The following is a 23,230-nucleotide window of genomic DNA, read 5'->3' on the forward strand; positions in this document are numbered from 1 at the left end:
GCAAGTCTGAGTATGAGAAAATTTAGGAAAATTTTAGCGACTGCGGAATCAAAAAGCAAGTAATTTGCACTTAAAAAGCGAAGAATTCTAGCAATCAAATTGTTAAAAAGCAATACTAGGTAAAGATAAATTTAGAGAAAACATTCCGAGGTGAAAATGAGCGAAAATATTGATAAGACTGCTGCTCTTGTAGTTAATGAAGGGCAGATCGTAGAGCTCGAAATTACAGATATGACTGATGATGGCAAGGGACTGGGCAGGTTGTCTGGCCTTGCTATTTTTGTGGCGGGCGCCGTTCCGGGGGATAAGGTGAGCGCCCACATCACGAGGCTCAAGAAGCGCTACGCACTTGCTGAGACAATCACGCTTCTTGAGGCTTCCGCAGCCAGAGTACAGCCACCGTGCCCATACTATCAGGACTGCGGCGGCTGTTCGATGCTCGAGCTTAGCTATGACGAACAGCTCCGCATCAAGCGCAAAAACATAATCACTAAGCTCGAGCGTATAGGCGCCCTTGAGGAGCCAACTGTCAGGGAAGTCCTGGGCGCCACAGATAGAATCGGAGCCGACGGAGGGCAGGCTGAGGAGATCGGGCGACCTGGGAAGAGCGAGGAGACCGAGGAGACGGGGCACTCTGAGCAGATTGAGAGTGCCGGCTATGATGACAGCGAGTCATTTGAATCGATGCTCAGATACCGCAACAAGGCTGAATTCGCTGTGGCGATGACGAGCGCTGGCCCGCTCGTCGGCTTCAACAAGCGCGGTAGCAACAAAATAGTCGATTGCACCGACTGCTTCCTCCAAAAACGCGCGACAATGGCAGCAGCAAATGCAGTCCGCGAAGTCCTGAGAGACAAGCTACTCACCGTATACGATGCGAGGCACGGCAAAGGATTTCTAAGGGGATTTACCATCAAGGTCTGCGAAGGCACGGGCGAGATGATGCTCATATTTACAGGCACATCCAAGCAGCTGCCAAACGCCGAGAAGGTCATCTACACCATCAGCGACGCAATCGATGCAGTTTCGACCGATGAGGAGCCGTACTTCCTACAGAGCGTGGTTGTCGAGGTGAACAAGGCAAAAGACCTCCGCGAACCCGCATCCGCTTACGAGGTGGTGGCTGGCTCAAACACAATCACCGACATCACAGATGATGGCATGAAATTCGAGATTTCCGCGCCGGCATTCTACCAGGTCAATACGAAGCAGATGAGCAAGCTCTACGCCAAGGTCAGGGAATACGCCTGTCTCAAGGGCGGCGAAACCGTCTTCGACCTCTACTGCGGCATCGGAACCATCGGGCTCAGCATGGCGGCCGACGCTGGCATGATCATCGGAATCGAGTCTGTAAAAAACGCCGTTATCGACGCAAACCGCAACGCCGTAATCAACGGAATTGTAAATGCGCGCTACTACACAGGCCGCGCCGAGCAGGTGATGCCGAGACTCCTCGACAAAGAAGATAAGCTTTTCGTCGATTACATAGATGAAAATGCCCCAAAGATTGCCATCCTCGACCCTCCGCGCGCAGGATGCGATGAGGCACTTCTCCGAGCAGTCGCAAGCTGTGAGGTGGACAAGATAGTGTACGTGTCCTGCGACCCGGGAACACTGGCTCGCGATATCAAGCTGCTTGGCGAACTCGGATATGCGTTCGTGGAGGCGACACCAGTGGATATGTTTGTGGCGACGATGCATGTTGAGACGGTGGTATTATTATCCAAACAAAACACAGACTAACATATTGATATAGAAATCGGAGAAGAAGAATTATCTGAAATAGATTTTTCAAAAGATGCAGCTTATGGAGAATTTTAAAATTAAGATATTAGAAACTAATGAAGCCTTGCAAGAAAAGACAGATTAGGATAGTGAAATACACAAGGCTATGACAATTGACAAATGGCATATAAAATTATAGAACAAAAATCATAAGATTAAATAACAAAGGAGCCTAACATGAATCAAAAAGAAAAAATACTAGAATCATGGATTATGGTGGAGCATTTATCGGAGGGAGATATTAATTTAAGAGACAAGAACATTTTAACTTTTCAAGATCTTAAAGATTATGATTTCTATGATGTATTTAAGAAAAAGATCAAATGTCTTCATTTAAGTCCATACCAAAAAGGCGGGATAGTTGTATATTTTGATATTTTCAAATTTACAGAAGTAATTGAATTTTTGAGAGATAAATTCAATCTTCCAGTATCCAATCAAGAAATCACTTTAGGATACAAATTTTCATTTGCACTGTATTTTGATAAGGATTTGCAGATAAATAATGATATGACTTTTTTTACAGAAAGCTTTTATATTAGAAACTTTCATAAAATTCCTTCGGAAGAAGCGTTTAGGGAATATGATGAAGATTTCAACAAGAAAATTCAAGAAGTATTTGAATGTCCAGAAAATAAACCTTATAAAGATTGGTTCAATAAAGCTATAATGGACATTTTAAAAACTAATAAAATAGATATTAATAATTGTAGAATGAAGCCTTTGAAAAATTTGGAGACCGATGCAATTAATCTACATTCATTCTTCATTAATGATTTGCAAAAGGCGAAATCTGTTCATTCGAAAAACTTGAATGATTATTTGCTTGGAAATTGTTCAAATAGAAAAAATTTAGATAGTAGAACCACTTCTCCTAAGTTTAATAAATATATTTTTACAGAGATTTTACAGCCATACAACTATCCTTTGTCGAGATTTCCGAGCAATATACAATATGCACCATCTTTTATGCAACAAGTAGCAATCAATTTGTCGTTAGGATATGATTCTAATAATATGAGAAGTGTAAATGGACCTCCAGGAACAGGGAAAACAACACTTTTGAGGGATATTTTTGCACAATTACTAGTAGATCAATCCTATGAAATCACAAAACTAAAAAATAAAAAAATTACGGGAAATGATAAGACTGTTTATTGGGAAAGCGAATCATACAAAGCTTCAATTGGTATACTTCCTGAAAAAATAGCAGAAAATGGGATTATTGTTGCAAGTTCTAATAATGGAGCTGTTAAAAACATTGTAGATGAACTCCCATTAATATCCGAAATTGACAATTCATTTGTAGATGAAATAAAAGGAATAAATTATTTCAAAGATATTTCTAATTCAAAAATTTCGACAAAATGGGTAAAAGAAAATGATAAAAATATAGAGAAATTAGAAATTGAAAAACAATTAGATGAAAAATTCTGGGGATTATTTTCTCTTGAAGGTGGAAGAAAAGAGAACATGGAGTATATAATCACCGCATTAAAACATGTGGTTGATGATTTAAAAACTAATTATATTTCTGATGATAATATCTATAGTGAATTTGAGAAAAAATACAATGAGGCGTTGTCTTATAGAAAAAAAAGACAAAAGATATCGGATAACTACTTCTCTATGAAAAAATTTGAATACGAATTATTAAACAAAAAATCAAAATTCAGTAAAAACGTAAAACAAAGAGAAAGTGAGTTCAGTAATTTAAAAAATGATGTTAATTTGAAATTAGAAGAATTATATTTGAAAAAAAATAAATTTAGTCAAAAAGTAAATGAATTGAAGAACGATTATTCAAATATAATTGAAGATAAAAAAATGATTGAAAATAGCATTGATGTCCTCAAACTGCAAAAACCAGGATTTTTCCAATTCAGCAGGAAAAAAACATACAATGAACAGATGAGGAAATACTCTGACGATTTACTAAAAATATTAGACCAAGAAAGATCGACAAAATCAAAGTTAGATTCTTTTATAAAAGATTTAAAACATATCGAAGATCAAATTTCTTATGAAAATAAGCTTATCGAAGATAAAAATTCAGAGATTGTTCAAGCGATTCAAAATGAGGATAAAGAGATCAAAAAACTAGAAGCAAAAATAAGAGACATGAAATATGTATTAATAAATACAGATGTTAATGTGTTAGATTTTTCATTGCCATATGATGATTTGCAAATGAGTAATCCTTGGTTTGATGAAGAGTATCGTAGAATTCAGTCTGAACTATTCATAATTGCACTGAAAGTTCGCAAACAATTCTTATATGAAAATATAAAAAATATTGAAGCTGCAACTAGAATATGGAACAAACAACAAAATTACTTGGATAAAAATATTATTATACAAGAAGCGTGGAATTGGATTAACATGACAGTTCCAGTTATAAGTTCTACATTTGCAAGTATGGGAAGGATGTTTTCAAATATTCAAGCAAATTCTTTGGGACATTTATTTATTGATGAAGCAGGACAAGCCTTGCCCCAAGCAAGCGTTGGCGCGATTTTTAGATGTAAGCATGTTATGGCAGTTGGAGATCCAGCCCAAATCAAACCAGTTTTAACATTAGACTCATATATACTTAGTTTATTGGGACAAAATTATGGAGTTGGACAAGCTTATCTATCAGAAGATGCATCTACTCAAACTTTGATTGACAGTGCTAGTCAATATGGATTTTACAAAGGTATCAACAATCTTGAAGATTGGATAGGAATTCCTTTATGGGTACACAGACGTTGCAAGTATCCAATGTTTAACATATCAAATGAAATCTCTTATGGTGGTAACATGGTTCAAGGAAATAAATCAGACGGAAAAGCAGAATGGTATGATGTTGGAGGATCTGCAGATAATAAGTATGTAAAAGAACAGGGTGAATTATTGGTAGAAAAAATCAAGAAATTAGCAGAAACCAATAAAGACATTCTAGATAAAACTAAGAAAGACCAAGTCTATGTAATATCGCCGTTTAAAAATGTTGCGTATAATTTATCCAGAAAACTTGCAACAGATCTCAACTTTACAAGATATGACAGTAACTACAGCCCGACAAATGTAGGAACAGTACACACATTCCAAGGAAAAGAAGCACCAATAGTATTCTTGGTTTTAGGGGCAGATGAAAAAAGTAAGGGAGCTGCAAACTGGGCAATGGGATCTGAAAATCCAAACATAATGAACGTATCAGCAACTAGAGCCAAAAAAGAATTTTATATAATTGGAGAAAAAAAGCTGTACTCAAACTTGTGTAGTGATGTTATAGATAAAACGATAAACGAAATTAGAAAATTTAATTCAAAACCCCCAAAAGAGCGTATGACAAAAAGTCTGTAAATTAAAGAATAAATTAGTCTCCTGTGGTAGTACAAAAATACCATAGGAGGATTTTTTTATGGCAAAGAAGAAAGATATCTACAAAGTTAAACCCCTCAATGACAATAAGAGAAATATTATCCAATCCCTTATTGAAGAATATGACATTGAGACAGCAGAGGACATTCAGGAAGCAGAAATGGATGAACATCTTGGATACGATTCATATGAGCGCTGCGAGAAAGATAACTACAGAAACGGAACTAAAAGAACGAGCTTTAGAAGTAGGTGTGGAGAATTTGAACTAGAAGTACCGCAGGATAGAAGCAGCTCTTTTGAGCCACAGGTGGTACAAAAGAGGCAAAAGGACATCTCAGAAATAGATCAAAAGATAATCTCCATGTACGCAAGAGGTCTTACAACGAGGCTGATATCTGACCAGATAGAAGATATCTATGGCTTTGAATGCAGCGAAAGCTTAATCTCCAATGTTACGGATAAGATTTTGCAAGATATAGATGACTGCCAAAAGAGATCACTTGATAACGTATATCCAATAGTATTCATAGATGCTGTTCATTTATCCGTGCGTGAAGATCACGTAATTTTAAGAAGCTTGCAGCATATGTAATGCTGGGGATAAATAATGGGGTATGTAATGCACGGATCATATAATTGGGCACCGACATTTAATTATAATGAAGAAACATTAGCCACTGCAATTGATCATGAACTTGTCACAAAGTTTGCGAAAGAGTTTATGGAATTATATAATAGGTTTTATTTTTAAATAAAGAGAAATTAGAATTCGTAGGGAGGTAGTTATGTCTTTTTTAAACTACAATAAAAATGAAAAGTTGGAATTTAATTATAAGAAAGCTTGTGGTTTATGGTTAATTGTTGTAGCGTTGATTATTTTATTGGCAACTTTAATAGGGGGAAAACAAATCATCAATATGCAAGTATTTTGCATTGGTTATGTTATCAGTTTTTTCTCAATAAATATGAATAAAAAAGTGTTGAATAAACTATCCGACGGTTCGTCAAGTAAATTTCAAAATAAAGTTTCTCTGTATGCGATTATTTTATTATTCGTGTTAATGGTTTTCTTAGGGGGACCTTTTTTGCAACTGAAAATTGGCGATTAATTTGGTTAGGTGCATTAATGGCGACAGCTTTGCATTTTTTTCCATACTATCTTGTTCATGGAAAGTCGATGATATATTTGGGAATCATTTGTAGTATAAATATTGCTGTAGCATACATATTTACTGATATCTCATTGGTGATAGTTGCATATATTGATGCAGCAATCAAGTTTATATTTGGAATATATTTACTGTTTTTTTCAAAGCCATCAAAACAGGGATAAATGTCAGTTTATATAGGTAATACCATTTAACGATAACCTTATGCTATCGTTAAATAGTTTAGTTGATATGTTCCCACATGCGAACGCAACTACTTGATATACTTAGTGTTCACTCGTTTCATGTGGAGATGGTAGTTCTAATGTCTAAGAAATAAATACGGAACCCTGAAAGGCCTGTATTTACGGGCTTTTCTTTGAATCCAGTCTTAGATAAGTTCCCGAATAAAAATATTATTTTTCAATTTAGCTTACTTACGAGAAATTGGGTATTGACATCTAGAGTACTAAAACGAATTGACTGTATTAAAATCACTGAGCAAACAACCCTCGGAGAGAAAATAATTGCGTGAAACTGCTGGCAGTGATTTTTCCTTCAGAGAAGTGAAAAATCTGTGGTAGGGTTGTGCGGGTGAAACTGATGTATAATTTAAGAAAATGGAAGAGGTGATTTTATGGGCTTTTTAGAGGTAATGGTATTAGTCGTGATTGTGGCATGTGCTGTTGCCGTTTACATAGTAAACCAAAAGACTGGATTTCTTTGGAAACTTCAAGCTGAAATCAAATGGAGGGAAGTTCAAGCCGATATTAATGCAATAAGTGAAATGCATGAAAAATATTATGAGACCGGTCAGAAGATGAAATGGCTAGACAAAAAATTGACTAAGTCTACTAAAAAGGATTTCGAAACTCATATAAACAGATACAATAAGTATATTTATTTTTGCAATTCAAAGAGAGTTCCGGCAAAGATTGACCATAATGCTTTTACAACTATAATTGAAGAAACTGAGGATGCAATATTGAATCCAGGAGATGCGTTAAACAAAGTACTTGAACGTACACAAAAAGCGTATGATTCTGAATATAAAAACTTAAACATCACAGGTGAAAAACTTCTTGAAGAACGTAAGAAATCTATATATCTTATTTCTGATGTAGAAAATTTGGTAAATAGTATCGCAAAGAGACCAAAATTGTTTGATACAGAACTTAGTGAGATAAAAGTTGAAAAAAGTAAATTTCAGAGTTCTTTGGATTTTGCGAAAAAACAGAAGGTGAATCTTGAAAAGGGTGCAGCTGGTATTGGGGCTGGTGTTGCAGCCGGTGGTGCGGTTGCTGGAATTGCTCCAACAGCTGCAATGTGGGTAGCAACAACCTTTGGGACTGCATCAACCGGAACAGCCATTTCAGCTTTGAGTGGTGCTGCTGCAACAAACGCAGCTCTTGCATGGTTGGGAGGCGGTGCCCTAACTGCAGGAGGCGGTGGTATGGTTGCTGGTCAAGCATTATTAGCTTTGGCAGGCCCGATTGGATGGGGTATTGCTGGTACGTCAGTATTAGCAAGTGTATACTTGATGGTAAGAAAACGATTCAAAATACAAGAAAGTAAACGCGATGAAATCAAGCGAATGAAGGCATTTACTGAAATTCTGAAAGAAGTTGAAATAAAGATTGAGAAGATAAGCGTACAAACTAGCTCGATATATTCTAAGCTTCTAAAACAACATAAAGATTGCTCAATATATCAGTCTGCTGATTATTCAACTTTTTCCTCTGAAGATAAGGCAAATTTAGCTGCATTAGTTAATAATACAAAATCTCTAGCATCATTGCTGGGTAAAACAGTGGAGGATGACAACTAATGATGTTTGGTAAAGTTTTGAGGAGAAATGAAGAGCAGGCTGTAGCATCATGGATAAACTACTTAAACCAGGTACGATTGGATAGATTGATTGAAGGTCTCAACAATCAAGAGATAAACTTTTCTGATGCAATTAATACTTTAGTTTCCACAATGGCTAAAATCAATGAAACGATTATTGAACGTAATCGTGGCGGACTAAAGGGGATGCATGGATTTATAGCCGAAGTTGCTGAATGTGGAGTCGGAAATGCAAGAGAGCAGATTTTAGGAAAGATGCCCATCTATAAATGGGTAAATGATAATGGCCCAGCGGATCTTATTCGAGATGGTGTTGAAATACAACAGAAGTTTGTCAATTCAGGAAATCACTTGTCATTACAGGCCATTAAACAACATTACAGCGATTATCCATGGTTCCTTGATGGCGGTAGGAAGTATCAAATACCAGCTGACCACTATGAAAAAATCAAGTATTTGCTTTCTATTCCAGAAGAACAGGCAAACAAAATGCCTAAAAGCAATGGAGAGTTCTCTCTAAAGCAATGGAAAGAAGTTCATGAATTTTTTGATGGTGAGAAAATTAAATTATCTGATATTGAACCATCAAGGTTCAGTTATAAAGATGTACAGAGAGATCAAATTCAGGAGACCATCGGTCTTGAAAAGAATTCGATTAAGGAAACAGATGAGGCGATTCGTAAAGATTTATACGAGAAAAGCAAGGCTACGCTGAAACAAGGTGCGCAAGTCGCTGCAGCTTCAGCAGCCCTTGAAGGTGGCATGACCTTTGCTACAGGTATTGTAAAGAAGAGAAAATCGGGTAAGAAGATCAAAGAGTTTACTACGGACGATTGGATTGAAATTTCTAAAGATAGTGGCATGGGTACATTAAAAGGAGGTATTCGAGGCATTACGATTTATGAGTTATCAAATTACACTGCCACGTCAACTGCGGTAGCAAGTTCTTTATGCACTGCATCATTTGGAATTGCAAACGAAGCCTATAGATATAGAAATGGTGAGATCATACAAGAAGAATTTTTGTTGAATGCTGAAGTGTTATGTGTTGATGCAACTGTTTGTGCTTTGTCATCAATAATTGGACAAACAGTCATACCAGTTCCGATTCTTGGAGCGGTAATAGGTAATACAGTTGGAACATTTGTATACGAAATTGCCAAAGATAACCTTAACGAGAAAGAGCAAAAATTAATCAAGCAGTACGTAGAGGAATTGCAAGAATACAACAAATATCTTGATCAAAAGCTTGAAGCCTATATTTTGAAATTACAAGAGGAATTTAGAGTATATTATTCACTCTTGGAAAAGGCCTTTTCGCCAGATTATAGCATTGCTTTAGAAGGCTCAATTCGGTTAGCTGTTAGCTTAGGCGTTTCAGAAAAAGAACTCTTGAAAAATGAACAGGAAACAGATGCTTATTTCAACTAAGATTGGCGATATCGTGCTAAGCCTATCGTACCATGTGGAGACGGTAGCACTTTTGCGCAAGAAAGATATCGACGATCATATAGAAGTAAAATTGGAGCTTGATTAAGAAGATGTTACCAAGGCGGAGAGCAAAGGAATTTATGAGCATATCAAAGAATATATCCTTAGCAAATATGGGTTTAAGGTTTCAACGCTGTATATAGCTCAAATTAAAAGGAAGTGTGGGCTTGAGCTTGGAGATAATTACAATAAGTCCAAGAAAGAAAACAGCAAAGTTCCGGAATGCTCGAAAGAAAAAGAAGATGCTGATTTTTTCTCGTTCTGGTGTGGTAGAATTATTGCGATCTATAGTGACCTCCTTTGGCGTTGTTGTATCTGGTAATTCAATTCTACCAAAGAATCCTATGGATCTTTTTATTCAGATTTATATCTGTCTATTTTGGATAATTTAGAATAAAAAAGTATGAGATAGTTGTAAGTTGAGGGGAAAAAGCATTATGAAAAAAAGACTATATAATATCGGCATTATGATAGGGGGCTTTGGAATAATAATTTTATTAGTGCTAATTTTTTCTGGTGAAGCCTATCCAAGTATATTGTTTAAGATGCTGGCGCCTATTGGATTATTTTTAACATTTATAGGAGTTATTATCAGCTTTATAGGATGGTTATTAATGATCAAAGATGCAATAGAAGAAAAGGCAGGGTTGGATGTTAAAGGACTAATTTTTATAGGTATAATTATATTTTTGATACCAATACTTAAAAATATTTTTTCAAACTAACTTTCAGTTTGTCGAGGTAATACTATTTAACGATAACTTTAAGCTATCGTTAAATAGTTTTGTGGATATGTTCACATATACAGATAGATCGAGTTAACGTACTGAATGTTCATTCATTTCATGTTGAGACAGTATGTTTACTGTCAATAAACCATGATTTTATGCAAGGCGTATCTCAATAGAGAGGTGCGTCTGTATAAATTTTTGTTACGTAAAAAGTAATAAAAATATACAAATAATTTGAAAAGTGTTGAAATTAAAATTAATTAGTTTTATAATTTTGTTACCTAAATGGTAATGAAATAAAAGGAGGGAAGTAATTAGATTTGGGAATCCAAATACTATATAAGAATGAAACAGTAAAGAAACAGTTTTGTTCTGAGTACAAGAAAAAGTGGCGATATCCCGAGTAAGTAAAAAAGAAACTTATATCTGCAGAAAACTTTATACTTAATGCAGAGTCGTTAATGGATCTTGCTAATTATCCTCCGTTTCATTTTGAGCGTTTAAAGGGTAATAGAAAAGATGAATGGAGCATACGGTTAGGTAATACAGGATATAGGGTCACTATGATTCCTTGCTGTAATGATGGAAGAGAGATTATAAAAGGAGATATTTTGGCTCAATGTAAAATGATTAGAATAGTGAAGGTAACGGAGGTGTCGAATCATTATGAGTAATGTAAATGAATACAATGATATAGTAGCATTTCATCCTGGATATTATATTGCAGATATTATTGAAGATATGGAAGTTAGTCAGGCTGAATTTGCCACAAGAATGGGAACAACCGCAAAGACTTTAAGCCAGTTGATTAATGGACAAGCTAATATTTCCAATGACTTAGCAAAGAAGCTTTCTGCAATGCTTGGAACAAGTGTAGAGGTTTGGCAGAACCTACAGAATACTTATGATCAAAAGCTGATAGAGATACAACAGGCTAAAGATATTGATGCACAAGCAGAACTTGTAAAAGAAATAGATTATAAATATTTTGTTGATGAAGTTGGTTTGCAAAAAACAAGAAGTATCAACGATAAGGTTGCAAATTTATGTAAGTATTTTAAGGTTGCAGATTTAAGAATTATGTTGCAACCGGATTTTCTAATAAATTTTAGATCAAGTCCATCTTTTAACAGTGATAAGAACATCATTAATTCTAGAGCATGGATTCAAACAGCTATAAATATCTCAAAAGATATTGAGACGAAGCCTTATAATGCAGCGAAGCTAAAAGGGTATTTGCCTGAGCTTAGAGGTATGACGGTAAAGAAACCGAAGGAATTTTTGCCAAGAATGCATGAAATATTTGCTGAATGCGGTATTGCATTTGTTTTATTACCACACTTGAAGAATTCAGGAGTGAATGGTGCTGTCAAGTGGGTAACAGACGATAGGGTAGTTCTTGCGATAAACAATCGAGGAGTGTATGCAGATAAGTTCTGGTTTTCTTTATTTCATGAAATCAGGCATGTACTTCAGCAAAAGATTAAGAAGGTCTTTATCAGCAGTACGCTAGAAGAAATGATGGATATTAATAATAAACTGGAAATAGATGCAGATAAGTTTGCAAAGAACTATTTGATTTCGCCTGAAGATTATAGAAGATTAGCTCCTTCAAGATATACATCTGATGATGAGATTGTTGAATTTGCTAAAACGATAGGAATTCACCCGGGCATTGTAGCCGTCAGATTGCAATATGAAGGAATAATTCAACAAGAAAGATGCTCAAAATTAAAAGAAAAATATGTGTTTGAAACAAAGAAAATTGCATAGGGTATATATTACATAGGGAATCGAAATTCGATTCCCTATTTTATGATTTTGAACTGTTTTAGCAGAGGATTCGCCGAGCGATAGCGATGTGAATCGATAATCCACAGAATATAACGGTATATTCAAAACGGCTTTACCCTCAAGAATAAACCTCCCCTGCTATCATAATGTTGGTTCGCCAACCACATCATATAACAAAGGAGGTTTCATCATGAATGACAAAAATACACTAGCACATACGAGCTAAAGATGCAAATATCATACAGCATCTATTCCTTACCACTAAACCAAAAATACAACCCAAATACAATCAATAACACACAAAACGATAAAAAGCCCACGTCAAATGCTGTATTATATAATCTAGAAACATACAAGGAATAGCACTGCTATGAAATACTCAGAGATAGGGTTTAAAATTGCTACCACAATCTCTGTATTTTTCCGTTACAGCGGGGAAAACGATAAAAAATCATCTCGTATCCAATATGAATGAAACAATGTAATTTGCTGTGCTATATTTACAGGTTAAGGCACCAACATTGTCCCTTTAATAAAGCTGACAATAGGAATATAAGAGCATGGAGAAGATATTTTTTGAGTACAACGAAAACAGTTTAACGCTATACGATGCTTTTAAAGAAGCAAACCCACCAAGTGACATAGAGGAAATTTTCAATAAATTTCGAAAGCAAATATATTCATATGCGGATTTTGAAATAAAGCATTTCAAGAAGTTGCAACCGTTTGCAGAATATAAGAGGCTAGTCGATTTTCTATGCAATTTATTAAAAAGAGTTTGTCCGCATTACGAGAAAAAGGAATTTTATTACATTTTGGTCGTATTGAGTTATTCCGAGGAGCAAAAGGCAATAGAATATTTAGGAATGCTGACAGACTTCATTATTGCTAATAAGCTTAATCTTTGCCATGTTTTACTCACTATTTGTAATGAAATCAATGAACCACACTTGATGTCCAATAAAGTAAAATTAGAACAATATTTTGAAGATTTATATGCTAAAAGTGATTATTTTAAACTTGTAAAAAGAATCGGACTTGATACTTCAAAAATTGAGTTTAAGAACATTGGAGGGGAGGGGCAATTTAGTTTCGACCTTACTAACATGAAGGAGATTCAATATGAATTCCAGATAGAAAGTGAAATAGAAAAAAGAAAATTTTGCAAACTTAGTATTTCTGTTTATGCACCAAAAGGCATGGAAGTCTGCTTTGATGTATCGCTCACAAGTCGGGAGTTCTTGCTCTACCACCATCACAAAGATTATTGTGCATCCGTCAAAGAAGAGATGAAGCTGATCGATAAGGAAACAAATCAGACGTTTTGTATTGAAAAATGCACGAATTTGTTGGAAATCAAAAGCATTGTAAGTCAGATTGAGAGCATTTTAAAAACAAGGTTTGAGATAGATATAGTATACGCATATTTTGCTAAGCCTTTGAAAGGGAAGAAGCAATTACAAAAATGGTGGAAAGAAACCGTTTAATTTGTGAATGGAGACCATTTTAGTTATCACTCATTAGCTGTGGATGAAATGGAAAAAAGAGGGTACAAGGTTTCTGCAGAGTGGAGACATTTGAAGAAGCTTCTTAGTAACTTGAATACCTTCAATATGGTATTGTTGCTGTCAAGGTCAATGGCAAAATAGCTATATAAAGTCATAAAGCACAGGAAGGAACTATTGATGCAATTATTAACAATTGATGAAATAATATCTTCGATAATGGAAGAAACTGAGGGACTTGATGCTGAAATAACAGACGGAATTATTCTCAGCAAAAAAGAAATCCCACAGTCTGAAATCGAGAAATTAAAATCCGAACTTGGAATAGAGTATTTAGATTCGGCATTTTCGGAGTATATTTTAAGCTATAATTGGGGGAATTTCGGTTTTCTCAGCTACCAGTTTGGATATGACGATGAGACAAGCCTAAGCTGGCTGATTAACCGTAATCTTGATTATGACGAGTATCCCGCTCTTCGCAAAAAGAACCTAATAATTATTGCAAACGGCGACCCATACACTATTCTGCTAGATTGTAAGTCCGGCGAGATATATGCATTCACAAGTGACATGACTTATGAGGAGATAGTGACTGTTGCTTCCGATTTTGAAGAATTTGTAAGAGCGATGGGAACTGCTCAGTATGCTGTTTGGAAAAACGCTGAAAAAGAGTTTATAGAATCGATGGAGCGTGAGTATTCCGAGAGCAGCCTTAAGTTTTGGAAAGAACTTGTGAGCGTGTACTAAGCACTATGTAAGGAGACACCATGGAATTTATCATAGCTAATGAAGGCATTCCTCAAAATATCGGCTGTGAAGGAGCGACTATTGCGTACTATGGTAGTGAGATAGAGTTTCGCTATGAGACGGTTCCTCCGCATGGCGACGAAATCTTTTCCGCAGAATTGCCACTCTTAGATATTAAGCTTCCATTTTGGATGTATGGGAGGAATTTGATTTTTCTAGATGCATATTATTTGCTTGCAGAAACAGTGGAGGCACACACTTGGAATCCTATAACTAGCAGGCTTATCAACATACATACTGGCGAAAGTGCCAGCCTCGGTGATTGGTATAATAATGTGAAGGTAAAAGCGAATTGCGTTGAATTAAAAAATGACTTCACTGGGGAAACGATGATATTAAAGGATGTTAAGAATCTGAGCTGGGTTTAAAATGCTGGGGGTGTCAAAACTTCTAAAGGAGTGAATTATGGGCGAATATTACAAATGGGTCAATATAGATAAGAAGGAGTATATTACTCCCCGTGATTTTGGCTATGGGAACAAGTTCTGGGAGTCAATGCATAAGGATAGTGATCCTCTACATGCTCTTCGTGCGCTCTTAGCTGATGAATGGAGAGGCGATCGCGTTCTATGGTTTGGCGATGAGATGCGGGTAACAGAGCATTTTCCGAATGAGGCTATTCGAATCCTTTATGCACAATCAGTAGATTTTGGATATCCAGGCGATGCATACGACATGATTTTAGATACATATCGAAATGTATCTTGCTTGTTCAAGGAAGCCGAGGAAGATGTTCGTGAAGAAATAGGCTACTATATTAAAGATTATTTGGAGCTCAGAAGACTGGAACCCTATAATGAATATGGAATCGACTTGGAACATCCTTATGAGGGGCTATTCTTAAAAACGGGACGGAGATATAAGTACACTATCAACCATACGAAAAAAGTGTATTACTCACTTGATGAAACGGACATTCTATTTCAGAACAATACAAAGAATGACTTTTCAGACCCGCTACCAATACTGATGGGCTATGGAAGAGTTACGGAACCCGGAGAATGGCTTGGCGATATTATTGGCGTGTCTGATAGCAGACCAGAGGGATATTTGCTTTTAAAGAAACTATATATGGATAGGTAAATGATAAAGAGTGATTCCCGTAGAAACGCCTGAATGATATTGAAGAAATGAAAGGCTTGTTAGAAAGCGGATTAAGTAGATAAAGATCTATTTTAAAAAATGATTTGAATAAATTAGATAATTAAGGAGATTATACAACTGAAAATAAAAAATGATGAGTTAGAAAAAATAGAGCCTAGAACATTATGTGAAGAGGCCTGGCAAGAAATAGCGAGTCATTTCCCAGATTTTAAGGTGCTTTCAAAGGGGCAAAAATTAAAGAGGGTTGCGAAAGATAAGGATATTTTCTTCGAAATATATTTCCAAGCAAATAGATATAATAATAAGGATAGCGTAGAATTTATTCCACATATTGGTATTTATTCCAAATCAATAAAGCGTGCAGGTATCAATAATGGATTTATATATGGCGGGGATTTAGGTTCGTTAAGTTCAAGAAAACCGCATGCGTGGTGGCAACTTGCAGGTGCGAGCTATAAATTTACTGTGGAAGAAGTAAGCAAGCTTATAAAAATACACGTTATTCCAATTTTCAATTATTTCGAGGATACTCAAGCAAATATTGATAGAATTTTAGAAGGAAATTGCACGTCAGAGAGTTTGTTATACTATATATATTATTTTGGCGGTAAAAATAAAGCACAGCAGTATTTCAATAGAATTCTAAAGGTAAATATATTTAAAAATAAATATATCAGTTTCTATGAATCATTGAAAAGTATGCCTGAAGAAAACATTGATTTGAATTACTCGGAATTTTCTGGAGCCATTATGATTAAATTCGCATATCTGAATGGTATTGAAATAGAAAAATAAATTTGAATTCAGTGGAATAATAAGAGTAATCAAGTTAATAGATAATGTAAAACTATCAGATTAATCGCACACCAAAAGAGGTACCACCATGCAAAAAACAAACACACTAGAAAACAACTTAGTTGACGATTCGCTGCAAGGGTCACTTGTAGATACTACAAAAGAATGTGTTTCAAGCGACTAGGAATCAAGATAGATGAAATTTGCAGAAAGAGAGCAGGATTTGATGGAGCAATCCATTTTATTCCAGGCTTACTTAAGGATGAATACAAGTTCCGTTCTATTGATATGAATACTGTCAAAATGATAATCGAACAAGCGATGGGCTATGAAGAGCAGTGTGCGACATACACATCAGAGCTTTATAACGAAGATGTCCAGCTAATATCGAAGGATGGAAGGCTCTACTACCTTCCAGAATAAGAAGTAAGCTAGAATATATCAAAATCCCCCAACTCAACCACCAGTTCCTGTACCCAACCACGCATTCGTCATATGCTCGAGTCATGAAAGGAGGTGTCCGATATGGATCAAATCAAAATTGGAAAATTCATAGCATCCTGCAGAAAGGAAGGACACATGACTCAGGCTGACCTCGCCGAGAAGCTAGGCATCAGCGACCGAGCAGTATCGAAATGGGAGACAGGAAGGTCCATGCCAGATTCGGGAATCATGCTAGAACTATGTGCGCTTCTGCACATTAACGTAAACGAACTCCTGTCGGGCGAAAGGATCATGACAGAATCATATGACAAGAGAGTAGAGGAAAATCTTTTAGCCATGAGGCGAGAGATAGAACAGCGCGATAAACGGATGCTCAGACTGGAGATGTGGCTGACCGTACCGACAATCGTAGTGGGAATCATCCTCATAGTTCTTGCGGTGCTCCTCGCCATGCCGATGTGGCTCAGAGTAGCGCTGGTTACATTCACTGTCGCCATGATTGTTGTAGTGGGCTTCATTGCAGTTGGCATTGAGCAAAATGCAGGTTATTATGAATGTGAGTGTTGCCACCACAGGTACGTTCCGACCTATAGAGAGGTAATCTTAGCTCCGCATAGAGGTAGAGATAGATATATGAGGTGCCCAAAGTGCGGTAAGCGTTGCTGGCAGAAGAAAGTGCTAACCGATGAAGACTCAGAACTATAAACCGCGATAGCACATATTGCAATAATCAATAATCACTAATCACTAATCACTAATCACAGAGGATAACACATGACCAAACAACAACTCCTCGCCCTCTGGCAGGGCAAATCATGGGACAGTTCACCAGCAGGAATATACTTTGTAAGTCGTAGGTTCGGTAAGGATCTGCACTTTAGCTTCTCTGGATACAGTGAGAAGGACGTAAAATCAATCCCAGACTCATTGATGAAGAGGCTAGCTGCTGAAATTGCCGAGCTAGACCAGAAGGCACTTTGCTTTATAAATGAAAATTTCCCTGATGAAGACATCGAAGGTATCTCGCTTACCGACGTAATGTTCGATAAGAACGGATGCTACGGTGCCTTTGCACTAGGATATTATGTGGGCGAATCTACAGAGGGAGAGCTTTATCTGCTAGTTAGCTTCGACGAGGAATTTGAGGCTAATAACGAAGTGATCTGCGAAGTGTATTAAAGAAGAGCAGCTTCGTATAGCAAAAAAACTTATTGACAAAAGATTAAGTCAATACTAATATTTAATTTAAATTCGGCAAGTTGCTTGTTTGCCGAATTTAAATTAAACGTAAAAAGGCGGAAAAGTTGATGGACAAGACAACGATTCCTGAAGATCAGAAGATTTTTTCTATGCAGGAACTTAAGAATAAAGGATTCTCACAGTACAAAGTTAGCCAACTAGTGAGTGATGGACATCTTATAAAACTGAATAAAAGCTACTATGAGAATTCGAAGTACTGCGGAGAGGAATCAGATTTTTATTATGTTGATGCTTATACTCCTAATGGTGTTATATGCCTACTAAGCGCTGCAGTTTATTATCATCTTACAACATTCATACCTGATGCTATAGATGTCGCAATTCGGAGGAAATCCAAAATATCTACCAAACCTATATGGCCTCAAATGAATATTTATCACTACACAAATGCTAGATATGAACTAGGTATCAAAACTGTTAAGCAGGGAAAGAATAAATTCAGTATTTATGACATGGAGAAAACAGTTGTCGACATCGTATTCTATAGAGAAAACGTTGGCATTGAAGAAACCAAAGAGATCTTTACAACATATCTTCAAAGAAAAGATAGGAATCTAAATCGCCTTTTAAAATATGCAAAACTGATGAAATGCGAAACTACAATTAGGCAATACTTGGAGGTCCTCGTATGAAAAGAAGAAAACTTTGTTAAATGTTGAATTGCTTGAGGTTATTGATGTAATAAAGGCAGTCCTGCTCCCAATTGTTGAAAGTATACGAGATAATAAAGAGTATCGTTTAAAATGGAATCATCAAATTCGAGCATGGCAATAGGAATTAATGCACCTATTTTATAGGAATTAGCGTGCTATCCAATAATAACTACATATAGAAAGTTATAAAATTTGATTCACAGAAAGGATCCCCCGCATGACAGAAAAAATCAAAAAATTCATCGAAGAATTCAAGAAGCTCGAGAACAGAGAAACCATTAAGATCAATTTAATCTCCGAAACCAAGACTCCCCTGACGAGCAGCAATGTTGCAGGCTGGTTCTACTTGCCTAAGACTAGCACAATTCCTACCACCTCCAAGGGCGAGCAGCTGATGTATTTGGCGCAGATAAACTGCGAGGAGTTACCTGAGAATAGCATCTATCCGTCTAAGGGCATCATGCAGTTTTGGATATTTGGAGGAGATTACAACCTAGGTAACGACTACACGAAGCCTACCTCAGATAGCAAGAAACGTGTTATTTACTACCCGGAGATAGAAGAGCATTTCACTGAAGTGGAACTTTCAGAGATGTATAAACCTGAGGAGGATAAGAAGGAGGGCGAGCTCATCACGCCAATTAATGATGGGGCGCCATTTGCCATGTCTTTTGAGAAAACTAGCCAGTGGCCTCTGCCGAATGACTTTAGGTTTGAGGAGATTTTCAACGAGAAACTCAATGAACATATCGAGGAGACGAAGGCAGAAGAAGGCTTTGAGTCATATGATATAGGCGAAGAAGAGTCATACGATATCATAGAAGATCTCGACATCCCTAATCACACGCAGATAGGAGGCTATGGTCATTTCACGCAGGAAGATCCACGCATGTACGATGACTTTGAGGATTATACCGAGCTCCTGTTCCAGCTTGATTCGGAGTTCGGAACTGACGACTACTACATCCTGTGGGGTGACTGTGGCGTAGGAAATTTCTTTGCGAAAAAAGAGCAGCTTCGTAACTTGGACTTCGCCGAGTGCCTATATAGCTGGGACTGCTGTTAACGATTTATCAAAACTCAGAGTTCAACATTTCAGATAAAAGGGGGATATACATGAGAAGACAGGACAGAGAGATAACAGAATTAGACGAACTGCTGGAGATAATAAATCGCTGCGACATATGCAGGCTGGCGCTAAACGATGACGGATATCCGTACATACTTCCGCTCAACTTCGGGACGGAGGTGCATGACGGTAAGCTGACGCTGTATTTTCACAGTGCGCTCGAGGGATACAAGGTTGGGCTGTTCGAGAAGGATAATCGTGCTACCTTCGAGATGGACTGCAAGCATGAGCTTGAGTATTTCGAAGACAAAGGCTACTGCACGATGGCGTATGAGAGTGTAATCGGAAGAGGCAAGATTCGAATCCTCTCGGATGATGAGAAGATGCACGCTTTGAGGCAGCTCATGAATCACTATCATGAGGATAAAAATGCATACTTCAACCCTGCCGCTGTTCCGAGGACATTGGTGTATGCGCTAGAGGTTGAACATATGACTGGCAAGAGGAAGAAACCGAAAGGTCATATAAAGTAACAGTTTGCAGAAGGTGTGGTCTATATACCGTACCTTCTATTTTTCTATCTTTTTGAATCTCAAAATGTATAAATATAATAAAAATGAATTTAAGTCAGAAAAGTGAGGTTGTGCGCAAAGCCGCTATTAATGCACTTTATTGTTCTTTTTTCGCACTTTTTATGGAATTAGCTTGCTTGTCTATCCGCTATAGGCTATACTCCAATAAAATGCATAAATATTATTTTTTGAACTGAATGACTACGTTATTAAAAGGAGGAACAACGTGAAACTTGCAAAACGAATTATTGCATTCATTGCAGTAATAGCGATTACAATTGGACCATTCTCATACCCGCAGGATGTTAGCGCTGCGACTCAGAAGGACGGCTATAACATTACGATTTCTAATGTGACGGTGTCACCTAGCCCGGTGAATGTCGGCTCTCTAGCTTCTCTGAAGTTCGATTACAACATCGATACGCAGTCGGGGAATGCGATGAAGCCAGGTGATACGATTAAGCTGTCGACGAATATCGGGACGATGTTTGGCAATCTCCCAAGCTCCGATGTTCCGCTCTATTCCGAGAGTGGACAGAAGGTTGCGACAGCGACAATCACAGGTACAGAGATTAAGTTCACACTGGACCCAGATTTTCCGACGGACAGAAACTTCATGTCGGGAAGTCTATACACAGGAGCTAGACTGAAGGCGCTAGATAACGGTGCTACAGCAGGCTCTCCAGTGACAAAGCCTCTCACCATTGAAGATGCTTCGGCTAATGTAACCTTCAAGGTTAGAGATGCAGTTCCGGGGACCAATACTGGTGGTGTACCTGCTGATCCAAGTCTCAGGACCATTAACAACAGACTGCTTGAGAAGCAGGGCTGGACTTCGGCATACGACACAGCTAGGATTAAGCTGATTGCTAATCAGCTAGGTTCACTGCGTCTATTCAACACTTACAACAATATCGACAGCACCTTCGGAACTTATCAAGAACAGACTAACATGATGATCGTTGATAAGATTCCGAGAAATGGCGTTGTAGACCTAAGCACTATCTCGATTTCCGCAGTTCGTTACAACTGGACGGAGGTTCCTGCAGGTGGAAATACATTCTACGCACAGGCAGCTCCTGGAACAGTTATGCCGATAGAGCGCGGAAGCAACTGGATTCCAGTGACGCAGTATTTCAGCCAGATAACTCAGTCATCTTCGGATACTTACGACAGCTTCTACGCTAAGATTAAGGCTCAGAAGATGAGCTACGGTGTATTTACAGATCCAGCTACAGGAGGGGACACCTTCATTGCAAATATGTCTAACGACTCCCTTAAGTACACCGACCTCGAGCCAGCGCTCGCAGGTATTAACAAGATAAAGGACATCTACGGAACTAACGGCCCTTCACATGGAAATGTCGTTACGTTCTTCGCCGAGTTTGACACTCACTACCCAGAGATCACAGCGGTAGAGACTGTTACTAACACAGGAAAAGCTAAGTCCGACCAGGCAGAGGATTCCGCATCTGTTTCATACACGATCGACAAGGCAAACGGAACTGCTACTGTTGCGGCAGGAAGCATTCGTGTAAAGGCCGTTGATGACATCGATGGAACTACTCCAATCGCTGGAGCTGAGTTCAAGGTTCAGACTAAGATAGGTGGAATCTGGATGGATTACTACATCAGAGGTCGTAAGGCTACCGCTAAGACTAATGCAAGCGGTGAGGCTACAATCTCTGGACTGTCGAAGGGTGACTACCGCCTAGTGCAGACGAGCACGCCGGCAAAGTACACTTTTACCAACAAGGTGTTTAAGCCAAACCCAGCATTTACAACATCTGGTTCTCTAAATGCTACAGAAGGAACCTTCTCAATTCAAAGCGCTACGCAGCCAGGATTCTCGGCTATCGTTCCTAACTACCAGACTGCAGAAGCCGTGATTAAAGGTCACAAGGACTATGTCGATTCAGAAGGAACTGCGGTAACCATCCCAGAGAGCACCTTTGAAGTAAGCGTTAGCCAGATTGCTGGTGAGAATTACGATGGCGTGACGATGCCTGGCGATGTGACAACATTCGTGCACAGCGATGGACGCATCGAATTTGATAAGATCAAGTTCACAAAGGTTGGAACATACAAGTTCAAGGTTAAGGAAACAGCGTCAAACCCAGTAGCAGGTGTAGCATATGATACAGCTGAAAAAGAGGTTAAGGTAACTGTTGCTAACAATGGCGGAACACTCAAGGCTACAGCTGATAGCGAGCCAAGATTTAGAAACGTATTTACGTCCGTTAAGAAAAACCTAAGAGTTAAGAAGACTCTAAGCGGAGACACTCCTCCAGCAGTAGGCGAGTTCAAGTTCGAGCTATCTCAAGCTGGAACTACAGCACAAGGATTAAGCGAGGCGCCAATGCCAGCAGGCTCTGTGCTAGGCAAGAAGGTTGTTACGGTTAACGGAGCAGGCGAAATCGACTTTGGCGACATCGAGTTCAAAGCAGTTGGTAAGTACACATACAAGGTAGTTGAGCTAGATACACGCCTTGCAAATTACACTTACGATAGCACAGAGTACACGGTTGTCGTAGATGTTACAGCTGATGCAAATAACCAGATCGTAGCAAATTACGAGATTAAGAAGGGTGCAGAAACTGTAAACGACTTAACATTTAACAACAAGTACGAAGTGCCAAAGGCGCCTACATCACCTTCAAAGGACAAGACTATTAATAATGCTAAGAAGCACAAATCACCAAAGACTGGCGATAGCACAGAAGACCTGATGCTAATGCTCAGCATCTTTGCAGCATCCGTACTAATGCTAATCGGTACGATTGGATACAAGAAGAGATTGAGATAGTGCTTTAGCAATTGATAGTCTTAAATGTAAATAGGAGAAAAAGCGGATAGCA

19 protein-coding genes and 2 pseudogenes are annotated in these 23,230 nt (G+C 37.8%); all 21 read left to right on the top strand.

All coding sequences use genetic code 11. The features are described from left to right. The first annotated feature begins 156 nt into the window (after nucleotides 1-156). The 21 genes and pseudogenes from rlmD (at nucleotide 157) to C5Q96_RS08335 (ending at nucleotide 23,178) form a co-directional block, all read left to right on the top strand. Nucleotides 157-1,743 (top strand): 23S rRNA (uracil(1939)-C(5))-methyltransferase RlmD, encoded by a 1,587-nt coding sequence (gene rlmD, locus C5Q96_RS08230; RefSeq protein WP_205763993.1) that lies wholly within the window; start codon nucleotides 157-159, stop codon nucleotides 1,741-1,743. A gap of 219 nt (nucleotides 1,744-1,962) precedes the next feature. Continuing rightward, on the top strand, nucleotides 1,963-5,133 hold the full coding sequence (locus C5Q96_RS08235; RefSeq protein WP_106057898.1) for an AAA domain-containing protein: 3,171 nt from the start codon (nucleotides 1,963-1,965) through the stop codon (nucleotides 5,131-5,133). A 58-nt stretch (nucleotides 5,134-5,191) separates the two neighbouring features. Further along, nucleotides 5,192-5,757 (top strand): annotated as a pseudogene (locus C5Q96_RS08240) (IS256 family transposase); the annotation flags it as partial. 179 nt (nucleotides 5,758-5,936) lie between these two features. Beyond that, nucleotides 5,937-6,484, top strand: a pseudogene (locus C5Q96_RS08885) (DUF6609 family protein). Nucleotides 6,485-6,936: 452 nt separating this feature from the next. Continuing rightward, the gene (locus tag C5Q96_RS08250) at nucleotides 6,937-8,127 is read left to right on the top strand and encodes a hypothetical protein (RefSeq protein WP_106057899.1); all 1,191 of its coding nucleotides are present in this window, start codon (nucleotides 6,937-6,939) and stop codon (nucleotides 8,125-8,127) included. Then, nucleotides 8,127-9,578 (top strand): hypothetical protein, encoded by a 1,452-nt coding sequence (locus C5Q96_RS08255; protein ID WP_106057900.1) that lies wholly within the window; start codon nucleotides 8,127-8,129, stop codon nucleotides 9,576-9,578. Before C5Q96_RS08250 ends, C5Q96_RS08255 begins: the two co-directional genes overlap by 1 nt. Next, complete coding sequence (locus C5Q96_RS08855) at nucleotides 9,562-9,684, top strand: hypothetical protein (protein ID WP_330403796.1); 123 nt, start codon at nucleotides 9,562-9,564, stop codon at nucleotides 9,682-9,684. Before C5Q96_RS08255 ends, C5Q96_RS08855 begins: the two co-directional genes overlap by 17 nt. 391 nt (nucleotides 9,685-10,075) lie before the next feature. Then, complete coding sequence (locus tag C5Q96_RS08265) at nucleotides 10,076-10,363, top strand: hypothetical protein (protein WP_106057901.1); 288 nt, start codon at nucleotides 10,076-10,078, stop codon at nucleotides 10,361-10,363. A gap of 672 nt (nucleotides 10,364-11,035) precedes the next feature. Next, on the top strand, nucleotides 11,036-12,142 hold the full coding sequence (locus tag C5Q96_RS08275) for a HigA family addiction module antitoxin (protein WP_106057903.1): 1,107 nt from the start codon (nucleotides 11,036-11,038) through the stop codon (nucleotides 12,140-12,142). Between the two features lie 581 nt (nucleotides 12,143-12,723). Beyond that, nucleotides 12,724-13,650: a glycoprotein gene (locus tag C5Q96_RS08280; protein ID WP_106057904.1), complete on the top strand. Its 927-nt coding sequence runs from the start codon at nucleotides 12,724-12,726 to the stop codon at nucleotides 13,648-13,650. Between the two features lie 198 nt (nucleotides 13,651-13,848). After that, nucleotides 13,849-14,415 (top strand): SMI1/KNR4 family protein, encoded by a 567-nt coding sequence (locus C5Q96_RS08285; RefSeq protein WP_106057905.1) that lies wholly within the window; start codon nucleotides 13,849-13,851, stop codon nucleotides 14,413-14,415. A 20-nt stretch (nucleotides 14,416-14,435) separates the two neighbouring features. Further along, nucleotides 14,436-14,843, top strand: coding sequence for a hypothetical protein (locus C5Q96_RS08290; protein WP_106057906.1), 408 nt, complete (start codon nucleotides 14,436-14,438; stop codon nucleotides 14,841-14,843). 37 nt (nucleotides 14,844-14,880) lie between these two features. Continuing rightward, the gene (locus C5Q96_RS08295) at nucleotides 14,881-15,558 is read left to right on the top strand and encodes a hypothetical protein (protein ID WP_106057907.1); all 678 of its coding nucleotides are present in this window, start codon (nucleotides 14,881-14,883) and stop codon (nucleotides 15,556-15,558) included. A gap of 234 nt (nucleotides 15,559-15,792) precedes the next feature. Continuing rightward, nucleotides 15,793-16,374, top strand: coding sequence for a DUF4304 domain-containing protein (locus C5Q96_RS08300; RefSeq protein ID WP_245905566.1), 582 nt, complete (start codon nucleotides 15,793-15,795; stop codon nucleotides 16,372-16,374). Nucleotides 16,375-16,539: 165 nt separating this feature from the next. Next, nucleotides 16,540-16,797: a hypothetical protein gene (locus tag C5Q96_RS08305; RefSeq protein ID WP_106057909.1), complete on the top strand. Its 258-nt coding sequence runs from the start codon at nucleotides 16,540-16,542 to the stop codon at nucleotides 16,795-16,797. Between the two features lie 102 nt (nucleotides 16,798-16,899). Then, the gene (locus C5Q96_RS08310; RefSeq protein ID WP_106057910.1) at nucleotides 16,900-17,523 is read left to right on the top strand and encodes a helix-turn-helix domain-containing protein; all 624 of its coding nucleotides are present in this window, start codon (nucleotides 16,900-16,902) and stop codon (nucleotides 17,521-17,523) included. A 69-nt stretch (nucleotides 17,524-17,592) separates the two neighbouring features. Continuing rightward, complete coding sequence (locus tag C5Q96_RS08315; RefSeq protein ID WP_106057911.1) at nucleotides 17,593-17,997, top strand: hypothetical protein; 405 nt, start codon at nucleotides 17,593-17,595, stop codon at nucleotides 17,995-17,997. 128 nt (nucleotides 17,998-18,125) lie between these two features. Next, nucleotides 18,126-18,710 (top strand): type IV toxin-antitoxin system AbiEi family antitoxin domain-containing protein, encoded by a 585-nt coding sequence (locus tag C5Q96_RS08320; RefSeq protein ID WP_106057912.1) that lies wholly within the window; start codon nucleotides 18,126-18,128, stop codon nucleotides 18,708-18,710. A gap of 238 nt (nucleotides 18,711-18,948) precedes the next feature. After that, nucleotides 18,949-19,797, top strand: a complete 849-nt coding sequence (locus C5Q96_RS08325) for a YwqG family protein (RefSeq protein ID WP_106057913.1) — start codon at nucleotides 18,949-18,951, stop codon at nucleotides 19,795-19,797. 50 nt (nucleotides 19,798-19,847) lie between these two features. Continuing rightward, a complete protein-coding gene (locus C5Q96_RS08330; protein ID WP_106057914.1) occupies nucleotides 19,848-20,333 on the top strand; it encodes a pyridoxamine 5'-phosphate oxidase family protein in 486 nt (161 codons plus the stop codon). 265 nt (nucleotides 20,334-20,598) lie between these two features. After that, the gene (locus tag C5Q96_RS08335) at nucleotides 20,599-23,178 is read left to right on the top strand and encodes a Spy0128 family protein (protein WP_106057915.1); all 2,580 of its coding nucleotides are present in this window, start codon (nucleotides 20,599-20,601) and stop codon (nucleotides 23,176-23,178) included. The last annotated feature ends 52 nt before the right edge of the window (nucleotides 23,179-23,230 follow it).

Origin of the sequence: Mogibacterium diversum (genome assembly GCF_002998925.1) — a bacterium.
Classification (GTDB): domain Bacteria; phylum Bacillota; class Clostridia; order Peptostreptococcales; family Anaerovoracaceae; genus Mogibacterium; species Mogibacterium diversum.